22 protein-coding genes and 1 pseudogene are annotated in these 26,007 nt (G+C 64.7%); 6 read left to right on the forward strand and 17 right to left on the reverse strand.

Translation table 11 applies throughout. The annotated features are described in order from the left end of the window. Positions 1–163 precede the first annotated feature (163 nt). The 3 genes from ACETMP_RS15500 (at position 164) to ACETMP_RS15510 (ending at position 3,508) form a co-directional block, all read left to right on the forward strand. On the forward strand, positions 164–1,465 hold the full coding sequence (locus tag ACETMP_RS15500) for a lytic murein transglycosylase (protein ID WP_375161599.1): 1,302 nt from the start codon (positions 164–166) through the stop codon (positions 1,463–1,465). A gap of 262 nt (positions 1,466–1,727) precedes the next feature. Then, on the forward strand, positions 1,728–2,231 hold the full coding sequence (locus ACETMP_RS15505) for a DUF1993 family protein (protein ID WP_257176174.1): 504 nt from the start codon (positions 1,728–1,730) through the stop codon (positions 2,229–2,231). Positions 2,232–2,407: 176 nt separating this feature from the next. Further along, positions 2,408–3,508 carry an alkene reductase gene (locus ACETMP_RS15510; RefSeq protein WP_375161600.1) on the forward strand — a complete coding sequence of 367 codons (1,101 nt, stop codon included), beginning with the start codon at positions 2,408–2,410 and terminating at the stop codon, positions 3,506–3,508. Positions 3,509–3,747: 239 nt separating this feature from the next. Here the strand turns inward: ACETMP_RS15510 and ACETMP_RS15515 are convergent, their stop codons facing one another. The 7 genes and pseudogenes from ACETMP_RS15515 to glpD form a co-directional block, all read right to left on the reverse strand. Continuing rightward, positions 3,748–5,490, reverse strand: a complete 1,743-nt coding sequence (locus ACETMP_RS15515) for an ABC transporter substrate-binding protein (RefSeq protein WP_049820242.1) — start codon at positions 5,488–5,490, stop codon at positions 3,748–3,750. A 130-nt stretch (positions 5,491–5,620) separates the two neighbouring features. Continuing rightward, positions 5,621–5,950 carry a DUF2160 domain-containing protein gene (locus ACETMP_RS15520; RefSeq protein WP_375161601.1) on the reverse strand — a complete coding sequence of 110 codons (330 nt, stop codon included), beginning with the start codon at positions 5,948–5,950 and terminating at the stop codon, positions 5,621–5,623. A 10-nt stretch (positions 5,951–5,960) separates the two neighbouring features. Further along, positions 5,961–6,767 (reverse strand): carbohydrate ABC transporter permease, encoded by an 807-nt coding sequence (locus ACETMP_RS15525; protein ID WP_375161602.1) that lies wholly within the window; start codon positions 6,765–6,767, stop codon positions 5,961–5,963. Then, positions 6,767–7,669 (reverse strand): carbohydrate ABC transporter permease, encoded by a 903-nt coding sequence (locus ACETMP_RS15530; protein ID WP_375161603.1) that lies wholly within the window; start codon positions 7,667–7,669, stop codon positions 6,767–6,769. Before ACETMP_RS15530 ends, ACETMP_RS15525 begins: the two co-directional genes overlap by 1 nt. Next, positions 7,669–8,754 (reverse strand): ABC transporter ATP-binding protein, encoded by a 1,086-nt coding sequence (locus ACETMP_RS15535; protein WP_257176177.1) that lies wholly within the window; start codon positions 8,752–8,754, stop codon positions 7,669–7,671. The genes ACETMP_RS15530 and ACETMP_RS15535 overlap by 1 nt, the downstream gene beginning before the upstream one ends. An 11-nt stretch (positions 8,755–8,765) precedes the next feature. After that, a complete protein-coding gene (locus tag ACETMP_RS15540; protein WP_375161604.1) occupies positions 8,766–9,842 on the reverse strand; it encodes an ABC transporter ATP-binding protein in 1,077 nt (358 codons plus the stop codon). After that, positions 9,839–11,388: pseudogene (glpD, locus tag ACETMP_RS15545) on the reverse strand (glycerol-3-phosphate dehydrogenase). Before glpD ends, ACETMP_RS15540 begins: the two are co-directional and overlap by 4 nt. A gap of 288 nt (positions 11,389–11,676) precedes the next feature. Here glpD and ACETMP_RS15550 point away from each other — a divergent pair. Both ACETMP_RS15550 and ACETMP_RS15555 read left to right on the forward strand, forming a co-directional pair. Continuing rightward, positions 11,677–11,928 carry a type II toxin-antitoxin system Phd/YefM family antitoxin gene (locus tag ACETMP_RS15550; protein ID WP_375161605.1) on the forward strand — a complete coding sequence of 84 codons (252 nt, stop codon included), beginning with the start codon at positions 11,677–11,679 and terminating at the stop codon, positions 11,926–11,928. After that, the gene (locus ACETMP_RS15555) at positions 11,928–12,344 is read left to right on the forward strand and encodes a type II toxin-antitoxin system VapC family toxin (RefSeq protein ID WP_375161606.1); all 417 of its coding nucleotides are present in this window, start codon (positions 11,928–11,930) and stop codon (positions 12,342–12,344) included. Before ACETMP_RS15550 ends, ACETMP_RS15555 begins: the two co-directional genes overlap by 1 nt. Positions 12,345–12,346: 2 nt before the next feature. Here the strand turns inward: ACETMP_RS15555 and ACETMP_RS15560 are convergent, their stop codons facing one another. Then, entirely contained in the window at positions 12,347–13,192 is an 846-nt protein-coding gene (locus tag ACETMP_RS15560; protein ID WP_375161607.1) for a DeoR/GlpR family DNA-binding transcription regulator, read from the reverse strand. A gap of 93 nt (positions 13,193–13,285) precedes the next feature. Further along, positions 13,286–13,960 carry an HAD family hydrolase gene (locus tag ACETMP_RS15565; RefSeq protein WP_375161608.1) on the reverse strand — a complete coding sequence of 225 codons (675 nt, stop codon included), beginning with the start codon at positions 13,958–13,960 and terminating at the stop codon, positions 13,286–13,288. A 154-nt stretch (positions 13,961–14,114) separates the two neighbouring features. On the opposite strand from ACETMP_RS15565, the gene ACETMP_RS15570 reads away from it, so the two are divergent. Next, positions 14,115–14,564 (forward strand): nuclear transport factor 2 family protein, encoded by a 450-nt coding sequence (locus tag ACETMP_RS15570; protein WP_375161609.1) that lies wholly within the window; start codon positions 14,115–14,117, stop codon positions 14,562–14,564. Positions 14,565–14,684: 120 nt separating this feature from the next. On the opposite strand, the gene ACETMP_RS15575 is transcribed toward ACETMP_RS15570, so the two are convergent. The 8 genes from ACETMP_RS15575 to ACETMP_RS15610 all read right to left on the reverse strand — a co-directional run bounded on the left by ACETMP_RS15575 (position 14,685) and on the right by ACETMP_RS15610 (position 26,007). After that, positions 14,685–14,876: a hypothetical protein gene (locus tag ACETMP_RS15575; protein ID WP_028134810.1), complete on the reverse strand. Its 192-nt coding sequence runs from the start codon at positions 14,874–14,876 to the stop codon at positions 14,685–14,687. A gap of 236 nt (positions 14,877–15,112) precedes the next feature. Then, complete coding sequence (locus ACETMP_RS15580) at positions 15,113–15,523, reverse strand: acyl-CoA thioesterase (RefSeq protein ID WP_375161610.1); 411 nt, start codon at positions 15,521–15,523, stop codon at positions 15,113–15,115. Positions 15,524–15,530: 7 nt separating this feature from the next. Next, positions 15,531–17,627: a 3-hydroxyacyl-CoA dehydrogenase NAD-binding domain-containing protein gene (locus tag ACETMP_RS15585; RefSeq protein WP_375161611.1), complete on the reverse strand. Its 2,097-nt coding sequence runs from the start codon at positions 17,625–17,627 to the stop codon at positions 15,531–15,533. 2 nt (positions 17,628–17,629) lie between these two features. Continuing rightward, positions 17,630–18,913: an acetyl-CoA C-acetyltransferase gene (locus tag ACETMP_RS15590; RefSeq protein ID WP_028134807.1), complete on the reverse strand. Its 1,284-nt coding sequence runs from the start codon at positions 18,911–18,913 to the stop codon at positions 17,630–17,632. Beyond that, positions 18,913–21,180 (reverse strand): acyl-CoA dehydrogenase, encoded by a 2,268-nt coding sequence (locus ACETMP_RS15595; protein ID WP_375161612.1) that lies wholly within the window; start codon positions 21,178–21,180, stop codon positions 18,913–18,915. Before ACETMP_RS15595 ends, ACETMP_RS15590 begins: the two co-directional genes overlap by 1 nt. A 299-nt stretch (positions 21,181–21,479) precedes the next feature. Then, complete coding sequence (locus ACETMP_RS15600; RefSeq protein WP_375161613.1) at positions 21,480–22,103, reverse strand: flavin reductase family protein; 624 nt, start codon at positions 22,101–22,103, stop codon at positions 21,480–21,482. A 132-nt stretch (positions 22,104–22,235) separates the two neighbouring features. Beyond that, positions 22,236–22,835 carry a TetR/AcrR family transcriptional regulator gene (locus tag ACETMP_RS15605; protein WP_375161614.1) on the reverse strand — a complete coding sequence of 200 codons (600 nt, stop codon included), beginning with the start codon at positions 22,833–22,835 and terminating at the stop codon, positions 22,236–22,238. 34 nt (positions 22,836–22,869) lie between these two features. Beyond that, complete coding sequence (locus tag ACETMP_RS15610; RefSeq protein WP_375161615.1) at positions 22,870–26,007, reverse strand: efflux RND transporter permease subunit; 3,138 nt, start codon at positions 26,005–26,007, stop codon at positions 22,870–22,872.

The raw sequence follows: 26,007 nt of genomic DNA on the forward strand, positions 1-26,007 counted from the left end.
GGCTGCTGGAAGCACCTGCAGGCCGGCAAGCATCAGGTAGGGATGACCCCGGCCGGAGTGCAAGGTTTCAAGGTGCGTCGCGGAGCCGCGGCACTGGTTTGCGCACCATACTTCCATTAAACTTCATTCAGAATCCAAGCGTCTCCTCCCCGCCGGAAACTCCATGCTCCAGACCCGATTTGCGATCGCGGCCGTTGCTCTCGCTGCGCTGTCCTTTCCTGCCTCCGCCCAGCTCCAGCCTCCGCCCGCCAGGGCCCCAGCCCCCAAGGCGACCGCGCCCTCGCCGCGCGCCACCTCGTGCCACAACGGCGCGAGCTTCGATCGCTTCCTGGCCGACGTGAAGAGCCAGGCGGTGGCGGCCGGCGTGTCGCAGCGGACGATCGCGGAGGCCTCGCCCTATCTCGTCTACGACCAGGGCATCGTCAACCGCGACCGCGGCCAGCGCGTGTTCGGCCAGCTCTTCACCGAATTCGCCGGCCGCATGGCCGCGCCCTATCGCATGCAGAACGGCCAGCAGCACATCAAGCAACACGCGGCTGCGTTCGCGCGCGCCGAGAAGGACTATGGCGTACCGCCGGCGGTGATTGCCGCGTTCTGGGGCCTGGAGAGCGACTTCGGCGCCAACATGGGCAATCTGCCGACGCTGAAATCGCTGGTGTCGCTCGCCTATGACTGCCGCCGCTCCGAGATGTTCGTGGGCGAGACCATCGCCGCGCTGAAGATCATCGACCGCGGCGATCTGCATCCCGACGAGATGATCGGCTCCTGGGCCGGCGAGCTCGGGCAGACCCAGTTCCTGCCGGTGCATTACGTCAACTACGCGGTCGACTATGACGGCGACGGACGGCGCGACCTGTTGCGCTCGCCAGCCGACGTGATCGGCTCGACCGCAAACTACATCGCCAACGGCTTGAAGTGGCGGCGCGGCGAGCCGTGGCTGGAGGAGATCAAGGTGCCGCCGAACCTGCCGTGGGAAAAGACCGACCTCACCGTGCGGGAGCCGCGCTCGACATGGGCGCAGCTGGGGGTCACCTATCCCGATGGCCGTCCCCTGCCGAACGACAATCTGCCGGCCTCCGTGCTGCTGCCGATGGGGCGCTTTGGTCCGGCCTTCATGGCCTATGCGAATTTCGCCGCCTACACCGAGTGGAATAACTCGCTGATCTATTCGACGACGGCGGGCTATCTCGCCTCGCGCATTGCCGGCGCCGCGCCCATGCGCAAGCCGGCCCAACCGGTGCCGCAGCTGCCGTTCAACGAGCTGAAGGAATTGCAGCAGCTCCTGGTGCGCGCCGGGTTCAATGTCGGCAAGGTCGACGGCGTGCTGGGCCAGCAGAGCCGAATTGCGGTGAAGGCAATGCAGACCAAGTTCGGCCTGCCGGCCGATTCCTGGCCGACCGCCGAGCTGCTCGCCCGCATGCGCGGCGGCACGGTCCAGGCGCAGCCGGCGGGCGTGGTGCGGTAGCGGCCCGTCCACTGTCATGCACCGGCTTGACCGGGGCATCCAGTACACCGCGGCTCTCGATTCAGCCAAACCGCCTCGGAGTACTGGATCGCCCGGTCGGGAGCCGGGCTATGACAGTGTGGGTGTGGCGCGACGCCACCGCGAGCAGCGCGAGAATTTTCGCATCGCACAAGCCGATTTCGTGATTGTATTTTTCCCTGAGGCTCCCATGTGAGTGGCTCAGGTTTTCTCCTGAGATTTCCCATTCACGAAGCGAGCACACATGTCCTTCTACGACGCGGTCGTCCCCGCCTATCTGCAAATGCTGAACAGCGTCACCGGGCTGCTGACCAAAGCCGAGGCGCATTGCGCGGCCAAGAAGATCGACCCCAGCGTCCTGCTCGGCTCCCGCCTCTTTCCGGACATGCTGCCGCTGTCGAGGCAGATTCAGCTGGTCAGCGATTTCGCCGCCAAGGGCTGCGCGCGCCTCACCCACAGCGAGGTCCCCTCGACGCCCGACACCGAGACGAGCTTTGCGGAGTTGAAGCAGCGGCTGGCGAAGACGATCGACTACGTGAAGTCATTCAAGCCCGAGCAATTCGAGGGCGCAGATGCCAAGGACGTCACCTTCCCGACCGGGCCCGACAAGACCACGACCCTGAAGGGCCAGCAATTCCTCAGCGCGTTCTCGCTGCCGAACTTCTACTTCCACTGCGCGACCGCCCACGGCATCCTGCGCCACAACGGCGTCGAGATCGGCAAGCGCGATTTCATGGGCCTGACCTGACTTGCCAATCGCATGCGGCAGTCGAAATCGGCTGCCGCTGCCGGAATTGCACACGAATTATGCTACGCGGGACTTGCCGCGCGTAGCTCGCCTGCACTTTCCGTATGGCTCGTCTCTTGCGCATGATGTCGCGATGCACAAGTGTTCCTGACCTTTCACCGTCTGGAACATCCCAAATGAGCCGTTCGACCAAATTGTTTGAGACCTACAAGCTCGGCCCGATCACGCTGGCCAACCGCCTCGTGATGGCGCCGCTGACGCGCAACCGCGCCGTACCAGGAACGTTCGTGCCCGGCGCGCTCGCCGCCGAATATTACGGCCAGCGCGCCTCCGCCGGCCTTCTGATCACCGAAGCAAGCCAGGTCTCGCAACAAGGGCAAGGCTACCAGGACACTCCTGGCATCTACAGCAAGGACCAGGTCGCCGGCTGGCGCAAGGTCACCGACAAGGTGCATGAGCGCGGCGGCAGGATCTTCATCCAGCTCTGGCACGTCGGCCGCATCTCGCACGTCGATCTTCAGGCGAATGGCGCAGCGCCGGTGGCACCGAGCGCGATCCGCGCCAAAGGCAAGACCTTCGTGAACGGCGGCTTCGCCGACGTCTCCGAGCCGCGCGCACTCGAGCTTTCCGAGATTCCAGGCATCGTCGACGATTTCAAGCGCGCCGCGAAGAATGCGCTCGAAGCGGGCTTCGACGGCGTCGAGATTCACGGCGCCAACGGCTACCTGCTCGATCAGTTCGCCAAGGACGGCGCCAACAAGCGCAACGATGCCTATGGCGGCGCGATCGAAAACCGCGCGCGGCTGATGCTGGAAGTGTCCAGGGCCGTCGCCGCCGAAGCCGGCGCCGATCGCACCGGCATCCGCATCTCGCCGGTGACACCGGCCAACGACATCTCCGACAGCAATCCGCAAGCCCTGTTCGATCACATCGTCGACGGTCTCAGCGCGCTGAAGCTGGTCTATCTCCACGTCGTCGAAGGCGCCACCGGCGGGCCACGCGACTTCGCGCCGTTCGACTACGCATCCTTGCGCAAGCGCTTCTCCGGCGCCTACATCGCCAACAACGGCTATGATTTCGATCTCGCCACCAAGGTGCTGGACGCGAACGCAGCCGACCTCATCGCCTTCGGCAAGCCCTTCATCTCCAACCCGGACCTCGTCGAGCGGCTGAAGCAGGGTGCGCCGCTGAACGACTGGGACAAGACCACGTTCTACGGCGGCGGCGCCAAGGGCTATACGGACTACCCGACGCCGGCGGCCGAGCCGGCGGAGTAACCACCCTCCACACGACAACCGTCATGCCCCGCCTAGTGCGCAATTGCGCACGGGGGCGGGGCATCCAGTACGCCGCGGCCTCTCGATTCAATCACGGCCGTCTCTGGAATACTGGATTGCCCGCCTTCGCGGGCAATGACATCGAACGTGTGGGACGCGCGTCCCACGTCATCACAAGCACAAAGAAAAAGGCCGGGATCGCTCCCGGCCTTTCGCATTTTGACGACGTTACGCCGCACTTACTTCGCTTCCGCGCGCTTGGGCGGCGTGGCCGGCCACGACTTGATCAGCGTGTCGTAGTCGACCGTCTCGCCCTTCGGCTTTTCGTTGGCGAGCTTGCGCTGGGGCGCGATGGTGCCGTCCTTCTCGGCCTTGGCGAACCAGTATTCCGGCTTCTCCTTCTTGTGCAGCTTCGGACCGCAGGCACCCTGCACGCCGGACTTCTCCAGGCGCTCCATGACGGAGTCCTGGGCGGCCGCGAGGGCATCCATCGCCTGTTGCGGCGTCTTCGCACCGGACGACGCATCGCCGATGTTCTGCCACCACAGCTGCGCCAGCTTCGGATAGTCGGGCACGTTGTTGCCGGTCGGGGTCCACTGCACGCGCGCAGGCGAGCGGTAGAACTCGACGAGGCCGCCGAGCTTCGGCGCACGTTCCGTGAACGACTTGTCCCAGATGTCGGATTCACGGACGAAGGTGAGACCGACATGGCTCTTCTTCAGCGACACCGATTTGGAGACGATGAACTGAAGATACAGCCACGCTGCCTTGCGGCGATCCGGCGGCGTTGACTTCAGGAGCGTGAGCGAGCCCGCGTCCTGATAGCCGAGCTTCATGCCCTCCTTCCAGTACGAGCCGTGCGGCGAGGGAGCCATGCGCCATTTCGGCGTACCGTCCGCGTTCATCACGGCGATGCCCGGCTTCACCATGTCGGCCGTGAAGGCGGTGTACCAGAACATCTGCTGGGCGATGTTGCCCTGCGCCGGCACGGGACCGGACTCGGAGAACGTCATGCCCTGGGCCTGCGGCGGGGCATACTTCTTCATCCACTCGAGGTATTTGGTAATCGAGTAGACCGCTGCCGGTCCGTTGGTGTCGCCACCGCGTTCGACCGAGGAGCCGACGGGGCGGCAGCCTTCCATGCGGATGCCCCATTCGTCGACCGGCAGACCGTTCGGAATGCCCTTGTCGCCGTTGCCGGCCATCGACAGCCAGGCGTCGGTGAAGCGCCATCCGAGCGAGGGGTCCTTCTTGCCATAATCCATATGGCCGTAGACCTTGACGCCGTTGATCTCCTTGATGTCGTTGGTGAAGAACTCGGCGATGTCCTCGTAGGCGGACCAGTTCACGGGCACGCCGAGCTCGTAGCCGTACTTGGCCTTGAACTTGGCCTTGTAGTCGGGGTTGGTGAACCAGTCGTAGCGGAACCAGTAGAGGTTGGCGAACTGCTGATCGGGCAGCTGGTAGAGCTTGCCGTCCGGCCCGGTGCCGAACGACTTGCCGATGAAGTCGTTGACGTCGAGCATCGGATTGGTGACGTCCTTGCCCTCGCCGGTCATGTAGTCTGACAGCGCGATGGTCTGGCCGTAGCGGAAGTGGGTACCGATCAGGTCGGAATCGTTGATCCAGCCGTCATAGACGTTCTTGCCGGACTGCATCTGGGTCTGCAGCTTCTCGACGACGTCACCTTCCTGGATGAGGTCGTGCTTGAGCTTGATGCCGGTCAGCTCGGAGAATGCCTTGGCGAGCGTCTGCGCCTCGTATTCGTGGGTCGTGATGGTCTCGGAGACGACGTTGATCTCCATCCCCTTGAAAGGTTCGGCGGCCTTGGCGAACCACTCCAGCTCCTTCTTCTGGTCTTCCTTCGACAGCGTCGAGGGCTGGAATTCGGCGATCCACTTCTGGATCGTCGCCTCGTCAGCGGCGCGTACCGGAGCCGAGAGAGCGAACGAGACCGCAACAATCGCGGCAGCGCTCGACATGGTCAGAAAACTGCTCTTGGTCAATGGACCTTTCCTTCTCCTAAACTGTCGCATGGTGTTCCTCCGTTGCAGCGACAAACTTTTATACAGGCCCGGGTTGCCCCCGGATCTGGCCGTCCCTTCGCGAGCTTCAGACCGTGCGAAAAATAAGCACGGCCGTGGCCAGCGAAATTCCACTTGCGAGCCACAGGCTCGAAATCTCAAACCCCTCCTCGCCGATCGGCAGCGTGGCGACCGGATCGGTGCCGACGACGCCGATCCACACGAGGTGGATGACGGCGGCCACGATCAACGAGACGAACAGGCGATCGCCGCGCGTGGTCGGGATGCGCAGCACGCCGATCCGCTCGGCCTCGGGATAGACTGCGGCGAGCCAGGTCATCACCGCGAGCGTGCAGGCGAGCGCGGCAAAGAAGATCGCGGTCGGCAGCGTCCAGGCCATCCATGCGATGGATTCCATTGATGCCTCCTCAGACCCGGCCGAGCGCGAAGCCGCGCGCGATGTAGTTGCGGACGAACCAGATCACCAGCGCTCCCGGGATGATGGTGAGCACGCCGGCGGCCGCGAGCAGGCCCCAATCCATGCCGGCCGCCGACACCGTGCGCGTCATGATCGCGGCGATCGGCTTGGCATGCACCGATGTCAGCGTGCGCGCGAGCAGAAGCTCGACCCAGGAGAACATGAAGCAGAAGAAGGCGGCGACGCCGATGCCGCTCGCGATCAGCGGCACCAGGATCTTGATGAAGAAGCGCGGGAAGGAATAGCCGTCGAGGAAGGCGGTCTCGTCGATCTCGCGCGGCACGCCGGAAACGAAGCCTTCGAGGATCCACACCGCCAGCGGGACGTTGAAGATGCAGTGCGCCAGCGCGACCGCCCAAGGCGTATCGAACAGGCCGATCGCCGAATAGAGGTTGAAGAACGGCAGCGCGTAGACCGCGGCCGGCGCCATGCGGTTCGACAACAGCCAGAAGAACAAATGCTTGTCGCCGAGAAAACGGTAGCGCGAGAAGGCGTAAGCCGCCGGCAAGGCCACCGAGATCGAGATGACGGTATTGAGGACCACGTATGTCAGCGAGTTGATGTAGCCGGAATACCAGCTCTCGTCCGTGAAGATGCGCTTGTAGTGCTGCAGCGTCGGGGTATGCGGCCACAGCGTCATCGTCGAGACGATCTCGCTGTTGGTCTTGAAGCTCATGTTGACGAGCCAGTAGATCGGCAGCAGCAGGAAGACCAGGAACAGCCCCATGATGAGGCGGCGGCCGGGGATCGAATGCATCACGCGGCTCCTTCCTTGGCAGCACGCTCGGTGCCGGCATTGGTCATGACGGTGTAGAAGATCCAGCACACGATCAGGATGATGAGGTTGTAGACCAGCGACAGCGCCGCGGCCTTGCCGAGGTCGAACTGGCCGAGCGCGATCTTGACGAGCTCGATCGACACGAAGGTGGTGGAGTTGCCGGGCCCGCCGCCGGTGACGACGAACGGCTCGGTGTAGATCATGAAGCTGTCCATGAAGCGCAGCAGCACCGCGATCAAGAGCACGCGGTTCATCTTCGGCAGCTGGATCGCCTTGAACACGGCCCAGCGCGAGGCGCCGTCGATCTGGGCGGCCTGGTAATAGGCTTCGGGAATGGACTTCAGACCGGCATAGCAGAGCAGCGCGACGAGGCTGGTCCAGTGCCAGACGTCCATCACGATGACGGTGACCCAGGCATCGATGTCGTTGGAGACGTAATTGTAATCGATGCCCGCGGCGTTGAGGACGTAGCCGAGCAGCCCGATGTCCGGACGTCCGAAGATCTGCCAGATCGTGCCGACCACGTTCCACGGAATCAGCAGCGGCAGCGCGAGGATGACGAGACAGGCGGCCACGGTCCATCCCTGGCGCGGCATCGACAGCGCGACCACGATGCCGAGCGGCACCTCGATCGCGAGGATCACCAGCGAGAAGAACAGGTTGCGGCCGAGCGAGGCGAGAAATCGGCCGCCGAGATCGGTCGAGGGATCGAGCAGTTCCTTGAACCAGCCGACGCCGTTCCAGAAGAACTGGTTGTTGCCGAAAGTGTCCTGCATCGAATAGTTCACCACCGTCATCAGCGGCAGCACCGCCGAGAAGGCGACCACCAGGAACACCGGCAGCACCAGGAACCAGGCTTTTTGGTTGACGGTCTTGTCCATCAGGCGGCTCCCTCCACCAGAAGGCTGTCGGCATAGACGTGGACGTGTGACGGATCGAATTTCAGACCGGCCATGCCGTCCGAACTGGCGAAGCCCGCCGGCGCGCGCGCCGCGAGCTTGGCGTCGCCGAAGCGCGCGCGTGCAAAACGGATGCGGCCGAGATCGTCGAGGCGCTCGATCTTCGCCGTGAGCAGGCCGGGCGCGGGCGCAACGACCTCGACGAATTCGGGCCGGACGCCGATCTCGATCTTGGCGCCGGCCGGCAGGTTGTCGTAGGCGCGGGTGAGCGCGATGACGTGGCCGCCGACCCTGGCCTCCCGCCCCCTCACCTCGGCCGGCAGGATGTTCATGCCGGGCGAGCCGATGAAATAGCCGACGAAAGTATGGGCCGGCTTGTCGAAAAGCTCGGCCGGCGTGCCGCTCTGCACCACGCGGCCGTCATGCATGACGACGACGGTGTCGGCAAAGGTCAGCGCCTCGGTCTGATCGTGAGTGACGTAGATCATGGTAAGGTCGAGCTCGCGATGCAGCGCCTTCAGCTTGGAGCGCAGCTGCCATTTCAGCTCGGGATCGATCACCGTCAGCGGCTCGTCGAACAGCACGGCGGCGACGTCGGAACGGACGAGGCCGCGGCCGAGCGAGATCTTCTGCTTGGCGTCGGCGGTCAGCCGCGTCGCCTTGCGGTTCAGATAGGGCTCAAGGTCGAGCAGGCGGCCGATCTCGGCCACGCGCTTGTCGATTTCGGCCTTCGGCACGCCGCGGTTCTTCAGCGGAAACGCCAGGTTCTGCCCCACCGTCATGGTGTCGTAGATCACCGGAAACTGGAACACCTGGGCGATGTTGCGCTTCTGGGTTGACAGCGGTGTGATGTCCACCCCGTCAAACAGGATTTTCCCCCGCGACGGGGTGATGATGCCGGAGATGACGTTGAGCAGCGTTGTCTTGCCGCAGCCGCTCGGCCCGAGCAGCGCATAGGCGCCGCCCTGCCGCCAGGTCATGGTCACCGGCTTCAGCGCGAAAGTCTCCTGCGGCGCGTTGTTGCCGCCGTAGGAATGGGCGAGATCGACGAGGTCAATGCGGGCCATGGCGCATCTCCTCAGGAGCTCGGTGCCGCGACGAGGCGATCCGCCGCGTCGAACACAAAGACATCGTTGGGATCAAGCACGGCGTCTAGCGTCTGGCCGGGCTCGAACTCGTGCACGCCATGCAGCACCGCCACCCAGTTCGATCCGTCGCGGGTCAAATGCACGAAACTCTCCGAACCAGTGATCTCGGTCACCGTGACAGTGGCGTGGAACGCATGGCGATCGGCCTCGCCATTGGCGAGCGCGAGCTGATGCGCGCGGAAGCCGACTCGATAGGTCCCGTCGGCGAGGCTTGAATAGAGACCGGAGGCCGGCGAAGCCGTGCCGCCGGCATATTGCACCGAGCCGTTCTTCTTCTCGATGCCCACGAGGTTGAGCGGCGGATCGGAGAACACCTGCGCGACGCGCAGCGTCTGCGGCCGGCGATAGACATTGGTCGTCTCGCCCATCTGCAGCGCCTGGCCTTCCCACATGCACACCGTGTTGCCACCGAGCAGCAGCGCCTCGGTCGGTTCGGTGGTGGCATAGACGAAGATCGCGCCCGAGGCCTCGAAGATGCGCGGCAGCTCGGCGCGCAACTCCTCGCGCAGCTTGTAGTCGAGATTGGCGAGCGGCTCGTCGAGCAGCACGAGATCGGCGCCCTTGACCAGGGCGCGCGCGATCGCCGTGCGCTGCTGCTGGCCGCCGGAAAGCTGCAGCGGGGTGCGCTTCAGGAACGGCTCGAGCCGCAGCAGCTTTGCAGCCTCCGCCACCCGCGCCTCGATCTCGTCGCGGGGCTTGCCCTGCACGCGCAGGGGCGAAGCGATGTTCTCATAGACCGTGAGCGAGGGATAATTGATGAATTGCTGGTAGACCATGGCGACCGAACGCCGGCGCACGTCGGCGCCGGTGACGTCCTTGCCATTCACCACCACCTTGCCCGTGGTCGGCTTGTCGAGACCGGCGAGCAACCGCATGATCGAGGTCTTGCCCGACAGCGTCGGCCCGAGCAGCACGTTCAGCGTGCCGCTCTCGAACGTCAGCGAGACATCGCGGATATGCGGGATTCCATCGACGGTCCGGGTCACGTGGTCGAGTGTCACGGTCATGAGCGTCCTCCCGCTTCCAGCAGGGGACTTTGCGGCACGGCGTGGGTCCTGATCCAGTCGTCAAGCGCGCCGACCTCGTCGGCAGATAGTCGCAGGCCGAGCTTGGAACGGCGCCAGACCACGTCCTCGGCGGTGACGGCCCATTCATTGGCCATGAGGTAGCGGACCTCGCGCTCGGTCAGCGTCGCGCCAAAGGACTGGCCGAGATCGTCGGCCGATTTCGCGTCGCCGAGCAGCTTGACGGCCCTCGTGCCATAGGCGCGCGCGAGCCGCCGCGCATGCTCGTGGCTGAGGAAGGGATAGCCACGCTGGAGCTCGGCGATCAGGCCGTCGATATCGGACACGTTCATGTCACCGCCGGGCAGCGGCCATTTGCCGGTCCAGCCCTCGCGCGCCTTCGCGCTACGCAGATAAGGCGCGAGCCGCTCCAGCGCCTCTTCGGCGAGGCGGCGATAGGTCGTGATCTTGCCGCCATAGATCGACAGCAGCGGCACTCCGCCGGGCGTGTCGAGCTCGAACACGTAGTCGCGGGTCGCGGCCTTGGCTTCGCTGGCGCCATCGTCATAGAGCGGGCGCACGCCGGAATAGGTCCAGACCACGTCATCCGGCGTGACGGGCTTGGCCAGATATTCGCTCGCCGCCGTGCAGAGATACTGGATCTCCTCGGTCGTCGCCTTCACTTTGGCAGGATCGCCGTCATAGTCGCGGTCCGTGGTGCCGATCAGCGTGAAATCATCCTGATACGGAATCACGAAGATGATGCGGCCGTCGGCATTCTGGAACATGTAAGCGCGGTCGTGGTCGTAGAGCTTCCTGACCACGATGTGCGAGCCCTGCACCAGGCGCACCTTGGCCTTGGCGTTGACGCCGGCGCCGCGGCCGAGCACGTCCTCGACCCAGGGGCCGCCGGCATTGATCAGCGCCTTCGCCTGAATCTGCGAGCGCTCGCCGGTCAGCGTGTTGACCATGCCGACGGTCCAGAGGCCATCGGACTGGCGGATCTCGGTGGCGCGGGTGCGGGTGCAGATCTCGGCGCCCTTGTCGGCGGCATCGCGCGCGTTGAGCACGACGAGTCGGGCGTCATCGACGAAGCAATCCGAATATTCGAAGGCGCGGCTGTAGCGATTCGGGATGAGCGGCTTGCCGACCTCGTCACGTCCCAGATCGACCGAGCGGGTTGCCGGCAACAAATGGCGGCCGCCAATGTGATCATAGAGGAAGAGGCCGAGCCGCAGCAGCCAGGCGGGCCGCAGGCCGGCATGATGCGGCAGAACGAAACGGAGGGGGCGGATGATGTGGGGGCGATGCCCCAGAGAACTTCGCGCTCGATCAGCGCCTCGCGGACCAGGCGAAACTCGTAATATTCGAGATAGCGCAGGCCGCCGTGCACCAGCTTGGTCGACCAGGACGATGTCCCGCTCGCCAAATCGTTCATTTCGCACAGGAAAACGGTATTGCCGCGGCCGACCGCGTCGCGCGCGATACCGCAGCCATTCACACCGCCTCCGATGATGGCGAGGTCGAAAATACGCTCCAACAGACGCATCCCCCGGGCGACCGCTCGTTCCGTCGAGCGGCTACTTTCGTTTTTGATTAGATCATATCGGAAATCGAAAGCAAGACGAAAGAGAAGCGAAGGGAAATGAAAGGGAGACTTTCCTACAGCAGTGAGACAGAGAAATCAGCAAGAGGCCGGACACGATTCGAGGCAAACAGCCCAACTGAACGGCGTCGGCCCGACCCCTCCGGACACGCATCGAAATCCTTGAATGTAGAAACATATCTACATAGGTTCGGGGTCGTAAGATAAGCGAAGGCAAAGAGGCGCTGACGGATGGCGACCACCCTGACCAGCCGAGAATTCAACCAAGATACGAGCGGCGCCAAGAAGGCGGCCTCGCAGGGCCCCGTCTTCATTACAGATCGTGGTCGTCCCGCCCACGTCCTGCTGACAATTGAGGATTATTTGCGCCTGAGCGGCGGGCAAATGAGCCTCGCCCAAGCTTTGGCGGAGGCGAACACGGACTTCGATTTCGATCCGCCACGTATAACCGGCGGAATATTCAAGTCCGTTGATCTCGACTGATGTTCCTTCTGGACACCACCGTCATTTCCGAACTGAGGCGGCCGGATAGAGCGGATCGCAATGTGCTCGCCTGGGCCAATGCTGTGCCGGCGGCGAACTTCTTCGTGTCCACCATCTCGATCCTTGAAATTGAACTCGGAGCGCGCCTGATTGAACGCAAAGACGCGGCGCAGGGTGCTGTCTTGCGCGCCTGGATCGATGGCCAAATTCTGGCCCGCTTCGAGGGGCGGATCCTGGCGATCGATACGGCCGTGGCGCAGCGCTGCGCCCAACTCCACGTTCCCAACCCGCGCGCCGAACGCGACGCCCTCATTGCAGCGACTGCGCTGGTTCACGGCTTGACCGTCGTTACGCGCAATGTAGCGGATTTCGAACCCGCCGGCGTTCCGCTGCTCAACCCGTGGGACGACGCTTAGCCCTATCTCAACCGCACCACCGGCGCGGCGTCAGGCACCGCATCCTGGGCGTCGGCCGGCGCATCGTCGATGTCCGCGTCCTTCGGCATCGCCGCGACCACTTCGATGCCCTTGCTGTGGCAGATGGTGGCGAGGCGCTCGGGAAGCTCCTGGTCGGTGACGAAGGTCTGGATCTGGGTGATGTGGGCGATGCGCACCGGCGCGCTGCGACGCAGCTTGGTGGAATCGGCAACCAGCATGACGCTGCGGGCATTGGCGATGATGGCCTGCGCGACCTGGACCTCGCGATAGTCGAAGTCGAGCAGCGCGCCCTCCTCGTCGATCGCGGACGCGCCGATGATGGCGTAGTCGACCTTGAACTGGCCGATCAGCTGCGTCGCGGTCGAGCCGACCACGGCGCCGTCGGCGCGCCGCACCGTGCCGCCGGCGACAACGACCTCGATGCGGGGATGGCGGTAGAGCAGCATCGCGACGTTGAGATTGTTGGTGATGACGAGGAGATCCTCATGCGAGGTCAAGGCGCTCGCGACCTCCTCCGTCGTGGTGCCGATGTTGATGAAGAGCGAGCATCCGTTCGGGATCAGCGAGGCGGCTGCGGCTCCGATCGCCTTCTTCTCGTCGGCGGCGACGAAGCGGCGCGCCTCGTAAGCGAGGTTCTCGACGCCGGAGGCGATGATGGCGCCGCCATGGATGCGGGTCAGCGATCTCCGCTCGCAGAGATCGTTGAGGTCCTTGCGGATGGTCTGCGCCGAGACCTCGAAGCGGCGCGCGAGCTCCTCGACCATGACGCGGCCCGAAGCGCGCGCGATGTTGAGGATTTCGGCTTGGCGATGGGTCAGTCCGGTCACGGCAAGGGCCTCACATCAGGAAGCTGCATGGTGCGGCGGTTCGCGCCTTCGGTCAATGCGCGCGCCGATCACGGTTAACGGACGAGGCGGTGCTCACCATGCCATGGCGGCGGCAAGGCGCGCGAGCAGATCCGGGTCGTCGAAGGCGCTTGCAGAGGCAACGGCGCCGGCACCGACAAGATCGTCATGGCTGAGGCTGGTCCGGATTCCGATCGTCGGAATGCCGGCGGCGGCCGCCGATTGCACGCCGGTGCGGGAATCCTCGAACGCAACCGAGGATGCGGCACTGCCCCCGACGAAGCGCAGCCCTTCCTGATACGGCAGCGGATGCGGCTTGCCGTAGGGCAGCTCGTCGCCGATCACGATCGCCTTGAACCGCTCGGTGATGCCGAGGCCCGACAGCAGCAGCTCGGCGTTGAGACGCGGCGCATTGGTGACGGCGACCATGGGAACGCCGGCGGCGTCCGCGCGGTCGAGCAGCGCCATCAGACCCGGCAACGGTTCGACCTGTCCGGCCACGAGCGTGCGGAAGATCTCTTCCTTCTCGGCCAGAATCGCGGCGCGCCGCGCCGGCGTTTCGTCGGGCAGAAAGCGGTCACCGATTGACACATTGGCGAAGCCCTGCAGCTCCCTGGAGAATCGCGCGTGGTCGAACACATGGCCGCGCGGCCCCAGCACCTGGTTGAAGGCCTTGAGATGCAGCGGGTCGGTGTTGGCGAGCGTGCCGTCGATGTCGAACAACAACGCCCTGCCGATTGCCTCGATCATTTCCCTACTTTCCCAAGTCCGCGACGCATCAATGCGGAAGACGTATCAATACGGGCTCGAACGCGCAATGACGCATCGACATGACGACGATGCACCACTCGACAAAGCCGCGCACGACTGCAACACTCCTTACAAGACCAAAAAGGAGGAAACGATGATCAACCGACGCGACCTTGCTCTCTCGACTCTCGCCGTCTCCGCGCTTGCGCTCACGGCACCGGCGCTCGCCGCCTCGGCAGACGAAGAGGCGGTGGCGAAGAAGGTCGAGGTCTTCCGCCTCGCCCAGATTGCGGCCGACCCGAAGGCGCTCGGCGCGCTGTGCTGGGACGATCTCAGCTACAGCCATTCCAGCGGCAAGGTCGAGGACAAGGCGACCTTCATCACCAACGCCACCGACGGCAAGTCGAAATTCCTCTCGATCGAATACAAGGACCCGACCATCAAGGTCGTCGGCCCCGCCGCCATCGTCCGGTTCCATTGGCTGGGCGAACAGGAAATGGCGGCCGACGGGAAGAAAGTATCGACCAATCTTCACATCCTGATGAACTGGCAGAAGCAGGGCGACGAGTGGAAGCTGCTGTCGCGGGCGGCGACGAAGCTGTGACCATCGACGTCATTCCGGGACGCGCCGAACGGCGCGGGCCCGGAATCCATTGGTCGGCAATTTCTGCAGCGAGATAGATTCCGGGCCCGTGCTACGTGCGCCCCGGAATGACAGCGCAGACTACGCCGCTTCCTTCACATCGCCGTTCACCAGCTTGCGCGCGGCGCGCTCGGCTTCGCGGGCGTTGCGAAAAAGCTGGCCTTCGAGGCGGTTGAAGCGGTGCGATGAGGCGAAGAAACAATAGCCTCCCTGAGAACGAACGACGATACCTGCGGTCTGCGAATCGACTTCGATAATGTAGCTGTCCGGCATGGTCCGTGGATTCCTCAGTGCGGGCAAATAACGGTGCTCCTGCCCAAAGGTTCCTCAGGCATTTGAGGCCGTTTCCACCCCGAATCGACACGCAATTGAGTACGCCGGGACCTCATCCGTTTTATGACTGGTTCTTGACTGGTTCTTGGCGAAGCCGCGACGATAATGACTTACAGGCGACGCGCGTTTGGCGGCGGGCCACACATTCTTAAGATGAGGCCGCGCGTTGCGTGCGATTACGTCGCGATCGTCGTATCGGTCGCGCGAACCGCTTGCGGACGGCCGTGCTCGTCGATCGAGACATAGGTGAAATTGCCGTCGGTGACGAGGAACGGATGCTCCTCGCCGCGCCGCAGCGCCCAGGCTTCCAGATGCGCGGTGAGGGAGGTCCGTCCGACGCGGACGAGATTGGCATAGACCGAAACGAGATCGCCGACATAGACCGCCTTGCGAAAATTCATCGCCTCGATCGCGACCGTCACGGTCCGCGACTTCGCGACCTTCGAGGCAAACACGCCGCCGCCGACGTCCATCTGGCTCAGCAGCCAGCCGCCGAAGATGTCGCCGTTGGCGTTGGTGTCGGCCGGCATCGCCAGCGTGCGGATGCAAAGATCGCCGCGTGGCCCGATATTCGCCTGCTCGCTCATGTCTCTCTCACTTGAAACTGTCCCAGCCCGGATCGGGCGCGAACCGTTCGCCGAACCTCTCGGCGAGCCCGCGCAAGGTGGATACGACCTTCTCCACACCACGCGTGCGCGCATAGTTCAGCGGACCGCCGCGGAACGGTGCATAACCCGTGCCGAAGATCATGGCGCCGTCGACAGCGTCGGCATCGTCGACGATGCCTTCGCGCAGGGCCGCAACGCAGACGTTGGACATCGGCAGCACCAGGCGGTCGATCATCTGGTCGGTGACGCGCGGACCGGTCTCGGGGAGCGGTGCCTTCTCCGCCTTGCCGTCCTTCCAGCTGTAGAAGCCCTTGCCGGTCTTGCGGCCGAGCTCGCCCCTGGCGACCTTGTCGCGCAGCCAGGCCGGCGTCGGCGGCAAGAGATCGCCGAACTTGGTGCGCAGCATGTCGCCGACGTCGAGGCAGATGTCGAGCCCGACCTGATCGGCGAGCTCGATCGGACCCATCGGCATGCCGAACTGCTCGGCCGCGGCGTCGATCAGGCGCTGGTCGATCTTCTCGTCCAGCATCACCATCGCCTCCAGCATGTAAGGCGTCAGCGCGCGGTTGACGAGGAAGCCGGGCGAGCTTTTCACAGCTAGCGGCAGGCGGTCGATCGCACCGACGAAAGCGAGCGCGTCCTTCAATACCTGCGCGTCGTTGCCGTCGTGACTGACGACTTCGACCAGTTGCAACCGCGACACCGGATTGAAGAAATGCAGGCCGACCAGCCGCTCCGGCCGCGCCAGCGTGGTGCGCAGGTCCTGGAGAGGAATGCTCGACGTGTTGGTGGCAAGGATTGCGCCCGGCTTCATCCGCGGCTCCAGCCCGGCATAGACCTTCTGCTTCAGCTCGAGCTTTTCCGGGACCGCCTCGATGATGAGATCGGCGTTGCGCACGCCGTCCCCGTTCATGTCGGGGATGAGGCGATCCAGTGCGTCGCGTACCTCAATCGGCTTGCGGATGATCTTGCCGTAGAGTTCGGAAGCGCGCTTCACCGCACCCGCGATCGGTTCGGCCTTCATGTCGGCGAGCGAGACCCGCATCCCCTGCCCGGCGACCCAAGCCGCGATATCGCCACCCATGGCGCCGGCGCCGATGACGTGGACATGCTTGACGGCATTGCCGCTGCCCGCCGCCTTCTTCATCTGCTCGCGCAGGAAGAACACGCGGATCAGGTTCTGCGCGGTCGGCGTCACCATCAGCTTGGCGAAGGATGCCTGCTCCGCCTTCAGCATCGCGGCCTTGCTGCCGCCATGGGTCTCCCAGAGGTCGATCAGCGCGTAAGGCGCGGGATAGTGCTCGCGGGACGCGGCCTTTGCCGTCTCCGAGCGCATGCGCTTTGCCAGGAGCCCGCGCACCGGGCCGAAACTGGCAGCGCGCGTGATCAGGCCGGGCCTGGCTCGCTTCACGCGGCCGAACAGGGCATCCTTCACCGCGCCCCTGACGTGGCGCTCCTGCGTGACGGCATCGACGAGGCCGAGCGACTTGGCCCGGCGCGCATCGATGGTGCGGCCGGTGAGCATCAAGGCCATCGACTGGGTCGGATTGACCAGCGCGGTGAACCGCGCGGTGCCGCCGAGACCAGGGTGCAGACCGAGCATCACCTCCGGGAAGCCGAAGCGCGCGCCGTCGATCGCGATGCGCGATTGGCAGGCCAGCGCAACCTCGAGCCCGCCGCCGAGGCAGAAGCCGTGGATCACCGCGACGGTCGGCAGCTTCAACGCCTCCAGATGATCGACCACGGCGTGCGCGGCGCGGATACGCGTCTCGACCATGCCGGGATCGGAGGCACCGCGGAATTCGTTGACGTCGGCACCTGCGATGAAGCCCGACGGTTTTGCCGAGCGGATCACCAGGCCGGCCGGACGCTCGGTCTCGATCGCCGCGAGCACCGCATCGAACTCCTCCATGACGTCGGAGGACAGCGTGTTGGCACTTGCGTCAGCGCGGTCGAACAGCAGCCAGGCGATGCCGTCGGCATCGCGCGTCAGCTTGAAATGCTTGTACGGACTGTCGGGCGCGGGCTTGGGCCCGAGCTCCAGGACGCGATCGCCGAGCGCGGTCATGATCTTGGAATCCATGGTCACACCGCCTCGATCAGCATGGCCCCGCCAAGACCGCCGCCGATGCATTCGGTGGCAATTCCGCGGCGCGTGCCGAGCCGCTTCATCGCGTTGACGAGATGCAGCACGATGCGGTTGCCGGAGGTGCCGACGGGATGGCCGAGCGAGATCGCCCCGCCGTCGACGTTGAGCTTGTCGCGGTCGATCTCACCGGCCGCGCCGTCGAGACCGAGGATCTCGCGGCAGAATTTGTCGTCGTTCCAGGCGGCGAGACAGCCGAGCACCTGGGTGGCAAAGGCTTCATTGAGCTCCCAGGTCTCGACATCCTTGATGCTGAGGCCATTGCGTTGCAGCAGCGGCGTCACTGACATCACCGGACCGAGCCCCATGATGCCAGGATCGAGCGCCGCCCAATGGCTGTCGACGATCGCAGCCTTCGGCGTCAGCTTGTGCTTCGCCACCGCCGCATCGGAAGCCAGGATCACCCAGGAGGCGCCGTCGGTGATCTGCGAGGAATTGCCGGCGGTGACCTGGCCCCAGGGCCGCTCGAACACCGGCCGGAGTTTCGCGAGCGTCTCCGCCGTGGAGTCCGGCCGCACGCCGTCGTCATGGTCGAAGAACTTGCCGTCGCGCGCGAACGCCGTCTCGACCTCGCCTTTCAGATAGCCCGCGCCTTGCGCCTGCGCGAGCCGGCGATGACTCTCGGCTGCGTAGGCGTCGGATTGTGCGCGCGTAATGCCGAAGAGATGGCCGACGACCTCGGCGGTCTGGCCCATGTTCAGATCGGTGATCGGATCGGTCAGCCCGCGCTCCAGGCCGATGATCGGCTTGAGATCGCGGGGGCGGAGCTTGAAGGCCGCGGCGAGCTTCGCGGCGACCCCCTTGGCGGTAGCAAGGCCGGCGAACCAGCGCACGCCCGAATTGGGCCAGACCAGCGGCGCGTGACTCAGCGCCTCGGTGCCGCCCGCCAGGATCATGTCGGCATGGCCCTCGCGAATGTAGCGATAGGCGGTGTCGATCGACTGCATGCCGGAGCCGCAATTGATCTGCACGGTAAAGGCGACCATGTCCTCGCCCATGCCGAGCCGGAGCGCGGCAACCCGGGCCGGATTCATCTCGTCCGCGATGACGTTGACGCAGCCGAGAATGACCTGGTCGAAACTATCGGGCGCAAACGGCTGGCGTGCCAGCAATGGACGGCCGCATTGCACGGCGAGATCGACCGGCGTGAACGGCCCGGGTCCCGAGCGCGCCTTCAGGAACGGCGTCCTGCTGCCGTCGACGATGAATACCGGTCGTGCCATCAGCCCGCCGCCCTCTGCTCACCGAGTTCCTGGAAGAACTGATGCACATTGACGGTTTTCTTGTAAATCGGCGACAGCGCCTCCGGCGCAAAATCATCGACCTCGATCACTTTTGTGACGGCTTCATGAGCAGCGGCCAGTTGCTCGCCCTCGGCCTGCGTGATCACGCCCCTGGTGACGGCATCCTTCCAGCCGCGGATATGCGCGGCGCGCATGCGCCTGGCGATAGCCTCAGCGCCGGTGACCAACTTGAAAGCATGCTCCAGCCGGGCAAAGCCGCCGTCGTCATCGACGTAAGCCAGATCCGGCGTCAGGCGCTCGCGCGCCGCCGACGGCTCCAGCACCAGGCTCGCGCATTGGTGCACGACGCGGTCGGACGGGCCGAGCACGCGGGCGCCGAACGGCTGGACCACGAGCTTGAGGAAGCCGGCGACGAAGCGGTTGGGCAGGTTGGCGAGGATTTCGGCCAGCCGGTTCTCGATGGTCCTGAAGCCGGTCGCCATGCACCATTCCAGCGCGGCAAAATCCTCCTTCTGCCGGCCCTCGTCGTTCCAGCGCTTCAGCGCCGCCGAGAGCAGATACAGCTCGGACAGGATGTCCCCGAAGCGCGCCGACAGCATCTCCTTGCGCTTGAGCGCACCGCCGAGCGTCAGCAGCGCCATGTCGGCGCAGAGCGCAAACGCCGCCGAATAGCGCGAGAGCTGGCGATAGAATGGCGTGGCGTCGCCCGCATCCGGGGCAAGCGCGAAGGCGCCGAAGGTCCAGCTCCGGCCGAAGGCACGAAACAGCGTCTGAAGACTATGGCCGACATGCTTCCAGAAGGCCTTGTCGAACGCGGTGAGGCCACGCTCGCGATCGGTGTCGGCGAGTGCATTCATCTCGTCGAGCAGATAGGGATGGGCGCGGATCGCGCCCTGCCCGAACACGATGAGATTGCGCGTCAGGATGTTGGCGCCCTCGACCGTGATCCCGACCGGAACGGCACGGTGCAGATTGCCGAGATAGTTTTGCGGACCGTCGATGACGGCCTTGCCGCCGTGGATGTCCATGGCATCGTCGATCGCGGTGCGCATCCGTTCGGTCGCATGCAGCTTCATGATGCCGGAGATGACGGCGGGATGGACGCCGGCGTTCAGCGCCGCGCAGGTCAGCCGGCGCGCCGCGTCCAGCTGGTAAGCGGTCGCGACGATGCGGGCGAGCGGCTCTTCGACGCCTTCGAATTTGGAGATGGAGATGCCGAACTGCTCGCGGATGCGGGCATAGGCACCGGTGGTGCGCGCGGCATAGGCGGCACCCGCGGCCGAGAGCGACGGCAGCGAGATGCCGCGGCCGGCGGCAAGCGCGGTCATCAGCATCTTCCAGCCCTGCCCCAGCCGCGCCTGGCCGCCGATGACATAGTCGAGCGGAATGAAGACGTCGCGGCCGCGGTTCGGGCCGTTCTGGAACACCTGCATCGACGGCAGATGGCGCTGGCCGATCTCGACGCCGGGCAGATCGGTCGGGATCAGCGCGACGGTGATGCCGAGCTCTTCCTGATCACCGACGAAATGATCGGGATCATAGGCCTTGAAGGCGAGGCCAAGCAGTGTCGCGACCGGGCCGAGCGTGATGTAGCGCTTGTGCCAGTTCAGCCTGAGCCCGAGTACCTCGCGGCCCTCGAACTCGCCCTTGCAGATGATGCCGCTGTCGACCATCGAGGCGGCATCGGAACCGGCTTCCGGGCTGGTGAGGCCGAAGCAGGGAATGTCGCGGCCGTCGGCGAGGCGCGGCAGCCAGCGCTCCTGCTGCTCTTTTGTGCCGAAGCGCATCAGGAGTTCGCCGGGGCCGAGCGAGTTCGGCACCATCACCGTGACCGCAGCTGCGATCGAGCGGGTCGAGATCTTTCGCACCACCTCCGAATGGGCATAAGGCGAGAAGCCGAGACCGCCGAACTCCTTCGGGATGATCATGCCGAAGAATTTTTCGCGCTTGACGAAGTGCCAGACGTCCTGCGGCAGGTCCCGCCATTCCCAGAAAATCTTCCACTCGTCGAGCATGGAGCAGAGCTCGTTGACGGGCCCGTTGAGAAAGGCCCGCTCCTCCTCGGTCAATTTGGCTGGCGCAATTTTCAGCAGTTTCGACCAGTCAGGGTTGCCGGTGAAGAGATCGGCGTCCCACCAGACGTCGCCCGCCTCGAGGGCTTCGCGCTCGGTGTCGGACATCGACGGCAGCACGCCGCGCGCCCAGGAGAAGATCGGCTTGGTCAGGGTGTCGCGGCGGAAGCTCATGGCTGACCTCATGCATCGGCGCGGTTGTCGGGCATTTTAGCGGAAACTGGCTGGCGGAGGCGAATACTTCGCCTGCAAAATTGACGCGGCCTGGCGGCCCCGGACCATAACGGCCGGGTCGTGCTGGCAGTTCCGGGAGAGCGGTGGGGCCAGATGTCTCCCCACGTCATTCCGGGGCGCGGCTCTTGGCGCGAGCCCGGAATCCATTCATCCACACACTCTGTGGCTCAACGGATTCCGGGCTCGACGCTGACGCGTCGCCCCGGAATGACGGCGTGGAGGGAGCGGAGGTGGCCGGCCTAGTCCGGCCGCACCATCTCGAACATGTTTTCCGGCTTGATCTCGAAATAATCGCCGCGGCGGCCGGCGCGGACGATCGGGCGGGCGGCGGCGGTCTGGTAGACGCCGTCCTTGATCATGGCCTTGTCGATGTGCACGGCGACGACCTCCCCCAACGTCAGCCAGGCGTCGGCCTCCTTGCCGTCGGCGCCCTTGAGGCGGATGATGTCCGACACCTTGCATTCGAAGGCGACCGGACTTTCGCCGACGCGCGGCACGTTGACGAGCTTGCCGGGCACGGCGGTGAGCCCCGCGAGCTTGAACTCGTCGACCTCGGGCGCGACATGCGCGGCGGTCGCGTTCATGTGCTTGGCGAGGTCCATCGTGGTGAGATTCCAGACGAACTCACGCGTCTGCTCCATGTTCGACACCGTGTCCTTCCAGTTGGTGGAGGAGAAGCCGATGATCGGCGGCACGTAGCAGAAGGCGTTGAAGAAGCTGTAGGGCGCGAGGTTGACGTGGCCCTTGCTGTCGCGGGAGGAGATCCAGCCGATCGGCCGCGGCGCGATGATGGCGTTGAAGGGATCGTGCTTGAGGCCGTGGCCCTTGGAGGGCTCGTAGAAGTAAATGTCTTTGTCGGTCACGCTGGCTCTCCACTCTCCGTCATTCCGGGGCGATGCAGAGCATCGAACCCGGAATCTCGAGATTCCGGGTTCGCGCTACGCGCGCCCCGGAATGACGGCAGGTGAGCTTATAGAGGGAAACCGGCCCAAACGTCAGTGGCGCGGCGACAGACTGGCGATGACGAAATCGATCATCTGGTCGATATTCGGGCCCGGCTTGGTGGCGCACTGGGCGATCATCTGGGGGTGGAAGAACCGCATCATCGCGGTGCAGGCACACAGCGAGGCCAGCTGGAGATCCTTCGTCTCGAACTCGCCGGAGGCCACGCCTTGCGCGATCATCTGGCCGACGACGCCGGCGATGCACTCCATATGGTTGACGCAGACCTCCCAATCCTCCTGCATCGCGATCTCGACCATCTCGTGCAGCTTGTTGTCGCCGACATAGCGCTCGGTGTTCATGCGATGGATGGTGGTGAGGAGCTCGCGGAAGCGCTCCGGCACCGGACCGGGCCTTGCCACGATCCGCTGCGCCTCGAGCTCGACCTCGCCCATGAGGGAGCGGGCCACCGCCTGATGGATCGCCTTCTTCGATTCGAAGAAGCGATACACGTTGGCGGGGCTCATCCGGAGCTCCTTGGCGATGTCGCCGACCGTGGTCTTCTGGTAGCCGATCTGACGGAACAGCCGTTCGGCCACCTCGAGGATACGATCCCGGGTGTCGCCTTCGATATGTTCCGAAATAAGGGCCATCAGTCAGGACTCACCGATCAGTACTTCATCTCACTTATTCAGCCGCTTCAGCAAGCGGAATAGCTGAATGCTCATCGCTCCCATGCTGCGGCGCGGTAGGCTGTTCGGGGATACCTGCCTCGTCCAGGCTCTTCCTGAACCACAGGGCGTAGAGGCCCGGCAGATACAGGAGCGTGAGGAAGGTCGCGACGAACAGGCCGCCCATGATGGTGATCGCCATCGGACCCCAGAACGCCGAGCGCGACAGCGGGATCATGGCGAGGATGGCGGCAAGCGCCGTCAACACCACGGGCCGGGCGCGGCGGACGGTGGCCTCCACGATCGCCTCGCGCCGGGGCAGGCCGTGGGAGACGTCGGTCTCGATCTGGTCGACCAGGATGACCGTGTTGCGCATGATCATGCCGGCGAGCGCGATCAGGCCGAGCAGCGCCACGAAGCCGAACGGGGCATTGGCGACGTTGAGGCCGAGCGAGGCGCCGACGATGCCGAGCGGCGCGGTCAGGAACACCAGGATCAGGCGCGAGAAGCTCTGCAGCTGGATCATCAGCAGCGTCAGCATCACCATGACCATCACCGGGAAGAGGATGAAGATCGAGGCATTGCCCTTGGCGGATTCCTCGAAGGCGCCGCCCGGCTCGATCCGGTAGGCCGGCTCGAGGTGATCCATGATCGGCTTCAGCTTCGGCGTGATCTGGCTCGTGACATCAGGGGCCTGCACGCCGTCGACGACGTCGGAGCGCACGGTGATCGCCATATCGCGGTTGCGCCGCCACATGATCGGTTCCTCATGGGCGTACTCGATCTTGGCGATCTGCTGCAGCGGCACGGCAACGCCATTGCGCGAGGTGATGGTGAGATCGCCGACGCCGCCAAGGTCGAGGCGCTCGGACGGGACCGCACGGGCGACCACGCCGACCTTCTCGATGCCGTCGCGCACGGTCGTGACCTGCGAGCCCGAGATCAGCATCGCGAGCGCCTGCGAGACGTCCTGCGGTGTCAGGCCCATGGCACGGGCGCGGTCCTGATCGACGACGAGCTTGAGGTAAGGCGACTGCTCGTTCCAGTCGAGCTGGACGTCCTTGACGCTCTTGTTCTGACGCATGACGTCGCGGACCTGGTAGGCGATCTCACGCACCTTGTTGGCGTCGGGGCCGATCACGCGGAACTGGACCGGGAAGCCGACCGGGGGACCGAAATTGAAGCGGTCGACGCGCACGCGCGCCTCGGACAGGAAGCCCTCGGCAGCCGCGTTCTCGATCTTGGCCTTGATGCGCTCGCGCGCCTCGACGCCCTTGGCGACGATGACGATCTCGGCGAAAGCCTCGTTCGGCAGCTGCGGATTGAGGCCGAGCCAGAAGCGCGGCGAGCCCTGGCCGACATAGGACGTATAGGTCTCGATGTCCTTGTCGTCCTTGAGCAGCGTTTCGGCCTTCTTCACCGCTTTTTCGGTGACGTTGAAGGCGGTGCCCTCGGGCAGGCGCAGCTGGAAGAACAGCTCAGGCCGCTCCGACAGCGGGAAGAACTGCTGCTGGACCTGGCCGAATCCGACGATCGAGGCGATGAAGACGCCGACGGTCGCGGCCACCACGGTGATGCGGTGGTTGACGCACCATTTCACGATGGCGCGCAGGCCGCGGTACATGCGGGTCTCGTAGACCGCGTGCGGATCGTGGTTGTGGTGCGCCTTCATGTCAGGCAGCAGCTTGACGCCGATATAGGGCGTGAAGATCACCGCCACGAACCAGGAGGCGACCAGCGCGATCGCCACGATCCAGAAGATGCTGCCGGCATATTCGCCGACCGCGGAATTGGCAAAGCCGATGGGGAGGAAGCCAGCGGCCGTGACCAGCGTTCCCGTGAGCATCGGAAACGCAGTCGATTCCCAGGCAAACGACGCCGCACGCATGCGATCCCAGCCCTGCTCCATCTTCACCACCATCATCTCGACCGCGATGATGGCGTCGTCGACCAGCAGTCCGAGCGCGATGATGAGGGCGCCCAGCGTGATGCGGTGCAGGTCGAGCGACATCGTGCTCATGACGATGAAGACGATACCGAGCACCAGAGGCACCGACAGCGCGACCACGATGCCGGTGCGCCAGCCCAGCGCCAGGAACGAGACGAACAGCACGATGACGAGCGCTTCCATGAAGGAATGCACGAACTCGCCGACGGCATGCTCGACCACCTTGGGCTGGTCGGCGATCAGCTTGACGTCGATGCCCTGCGGCACCGCTTTCATAAAGTCGGCGGTCGCCTTCTCGACCTCTTTGCCGAGCTCGAGGATGTTGGCACCCTTGGCGGTGACGACGCCGATGCCGATCGCCGCCTTGCCTTCCTGGCGGACGACGAAGCTCGGCGGATCGACATAGCCGTGGGTGACGGTGGCGATGTCCCCCAAGCGGAAGACGCGGCCGTTGCTCTCGACCGGCGTTTCGGCCACGGCCTTGGCACCGTCGAGCGCGCCGGTGACGCGCAGCGGCACGCGCTGCGAGGAGGTCTCGACCGTACCGGCAGGGGTGACGTTGTTCTGCTTGGCGAGCGAATCGAACAGCGCCTGCGGCGTGATGCCGAGGGTGGCGAGCTTGGCGTGGCTGAACTCGACGAAGATGCGCTCGTCCTGGTTGCCGTAGACATCGACCTTGGTGACGCCAGGTACCTTGAGCAGGCGCTGACGGAAGCCTTCCGAAACCTTCTTGAGCTGGGCGTAATCCGCGCCGTCGCCGGTCATCATGTAGAGGATGGAATCGACGTCGGAGAATTCGTCGTTGACGACGGGTCCCAGAATGCCCGACGGCAGCTGGCCCTGCACGTCGACCAGCTTCTTGCGCAGGAGATAAAAGAGATAGGGCACCTCCTTCGGCGGCGTGTTGTCGCGGAAGGTGACCTGGAGCGCGGTGAAGGCGGGCTTGGAATAGGTCTGCACCTTCTCGAAATAGGGCAGCTCCTGGATCTTCTTCTCGATGGGATCGGCGACCTGCGTCTGCATCTCCTGCGCGGTCGCGCCCGGCCAGATCACGGAGACGTTGACCACCTTCACCGTGAAGAACGGATCCTCGGCGCGGCCGAGCTTCTCATAGGAGAAGAAGCCGGCGACGCCGAGAATGATCATCATGAAGAGAACCAGCGTCGGATGGCTGACGGCCCAGGCCGAAAGGTTGAAGCGCTTCAT

The sequence above is a fragment of the Bradyrhizobium dasycarpum genome, assembly GCF_042019905.1.
GTDB classification, from domain to species: Bacteria; Pseudomonadota; Alphaproteobacteria; order Rhizobiales; family Xanthobacteraceae; genus Bradyrhizobium; species Bradyrhizobium japonicum_B.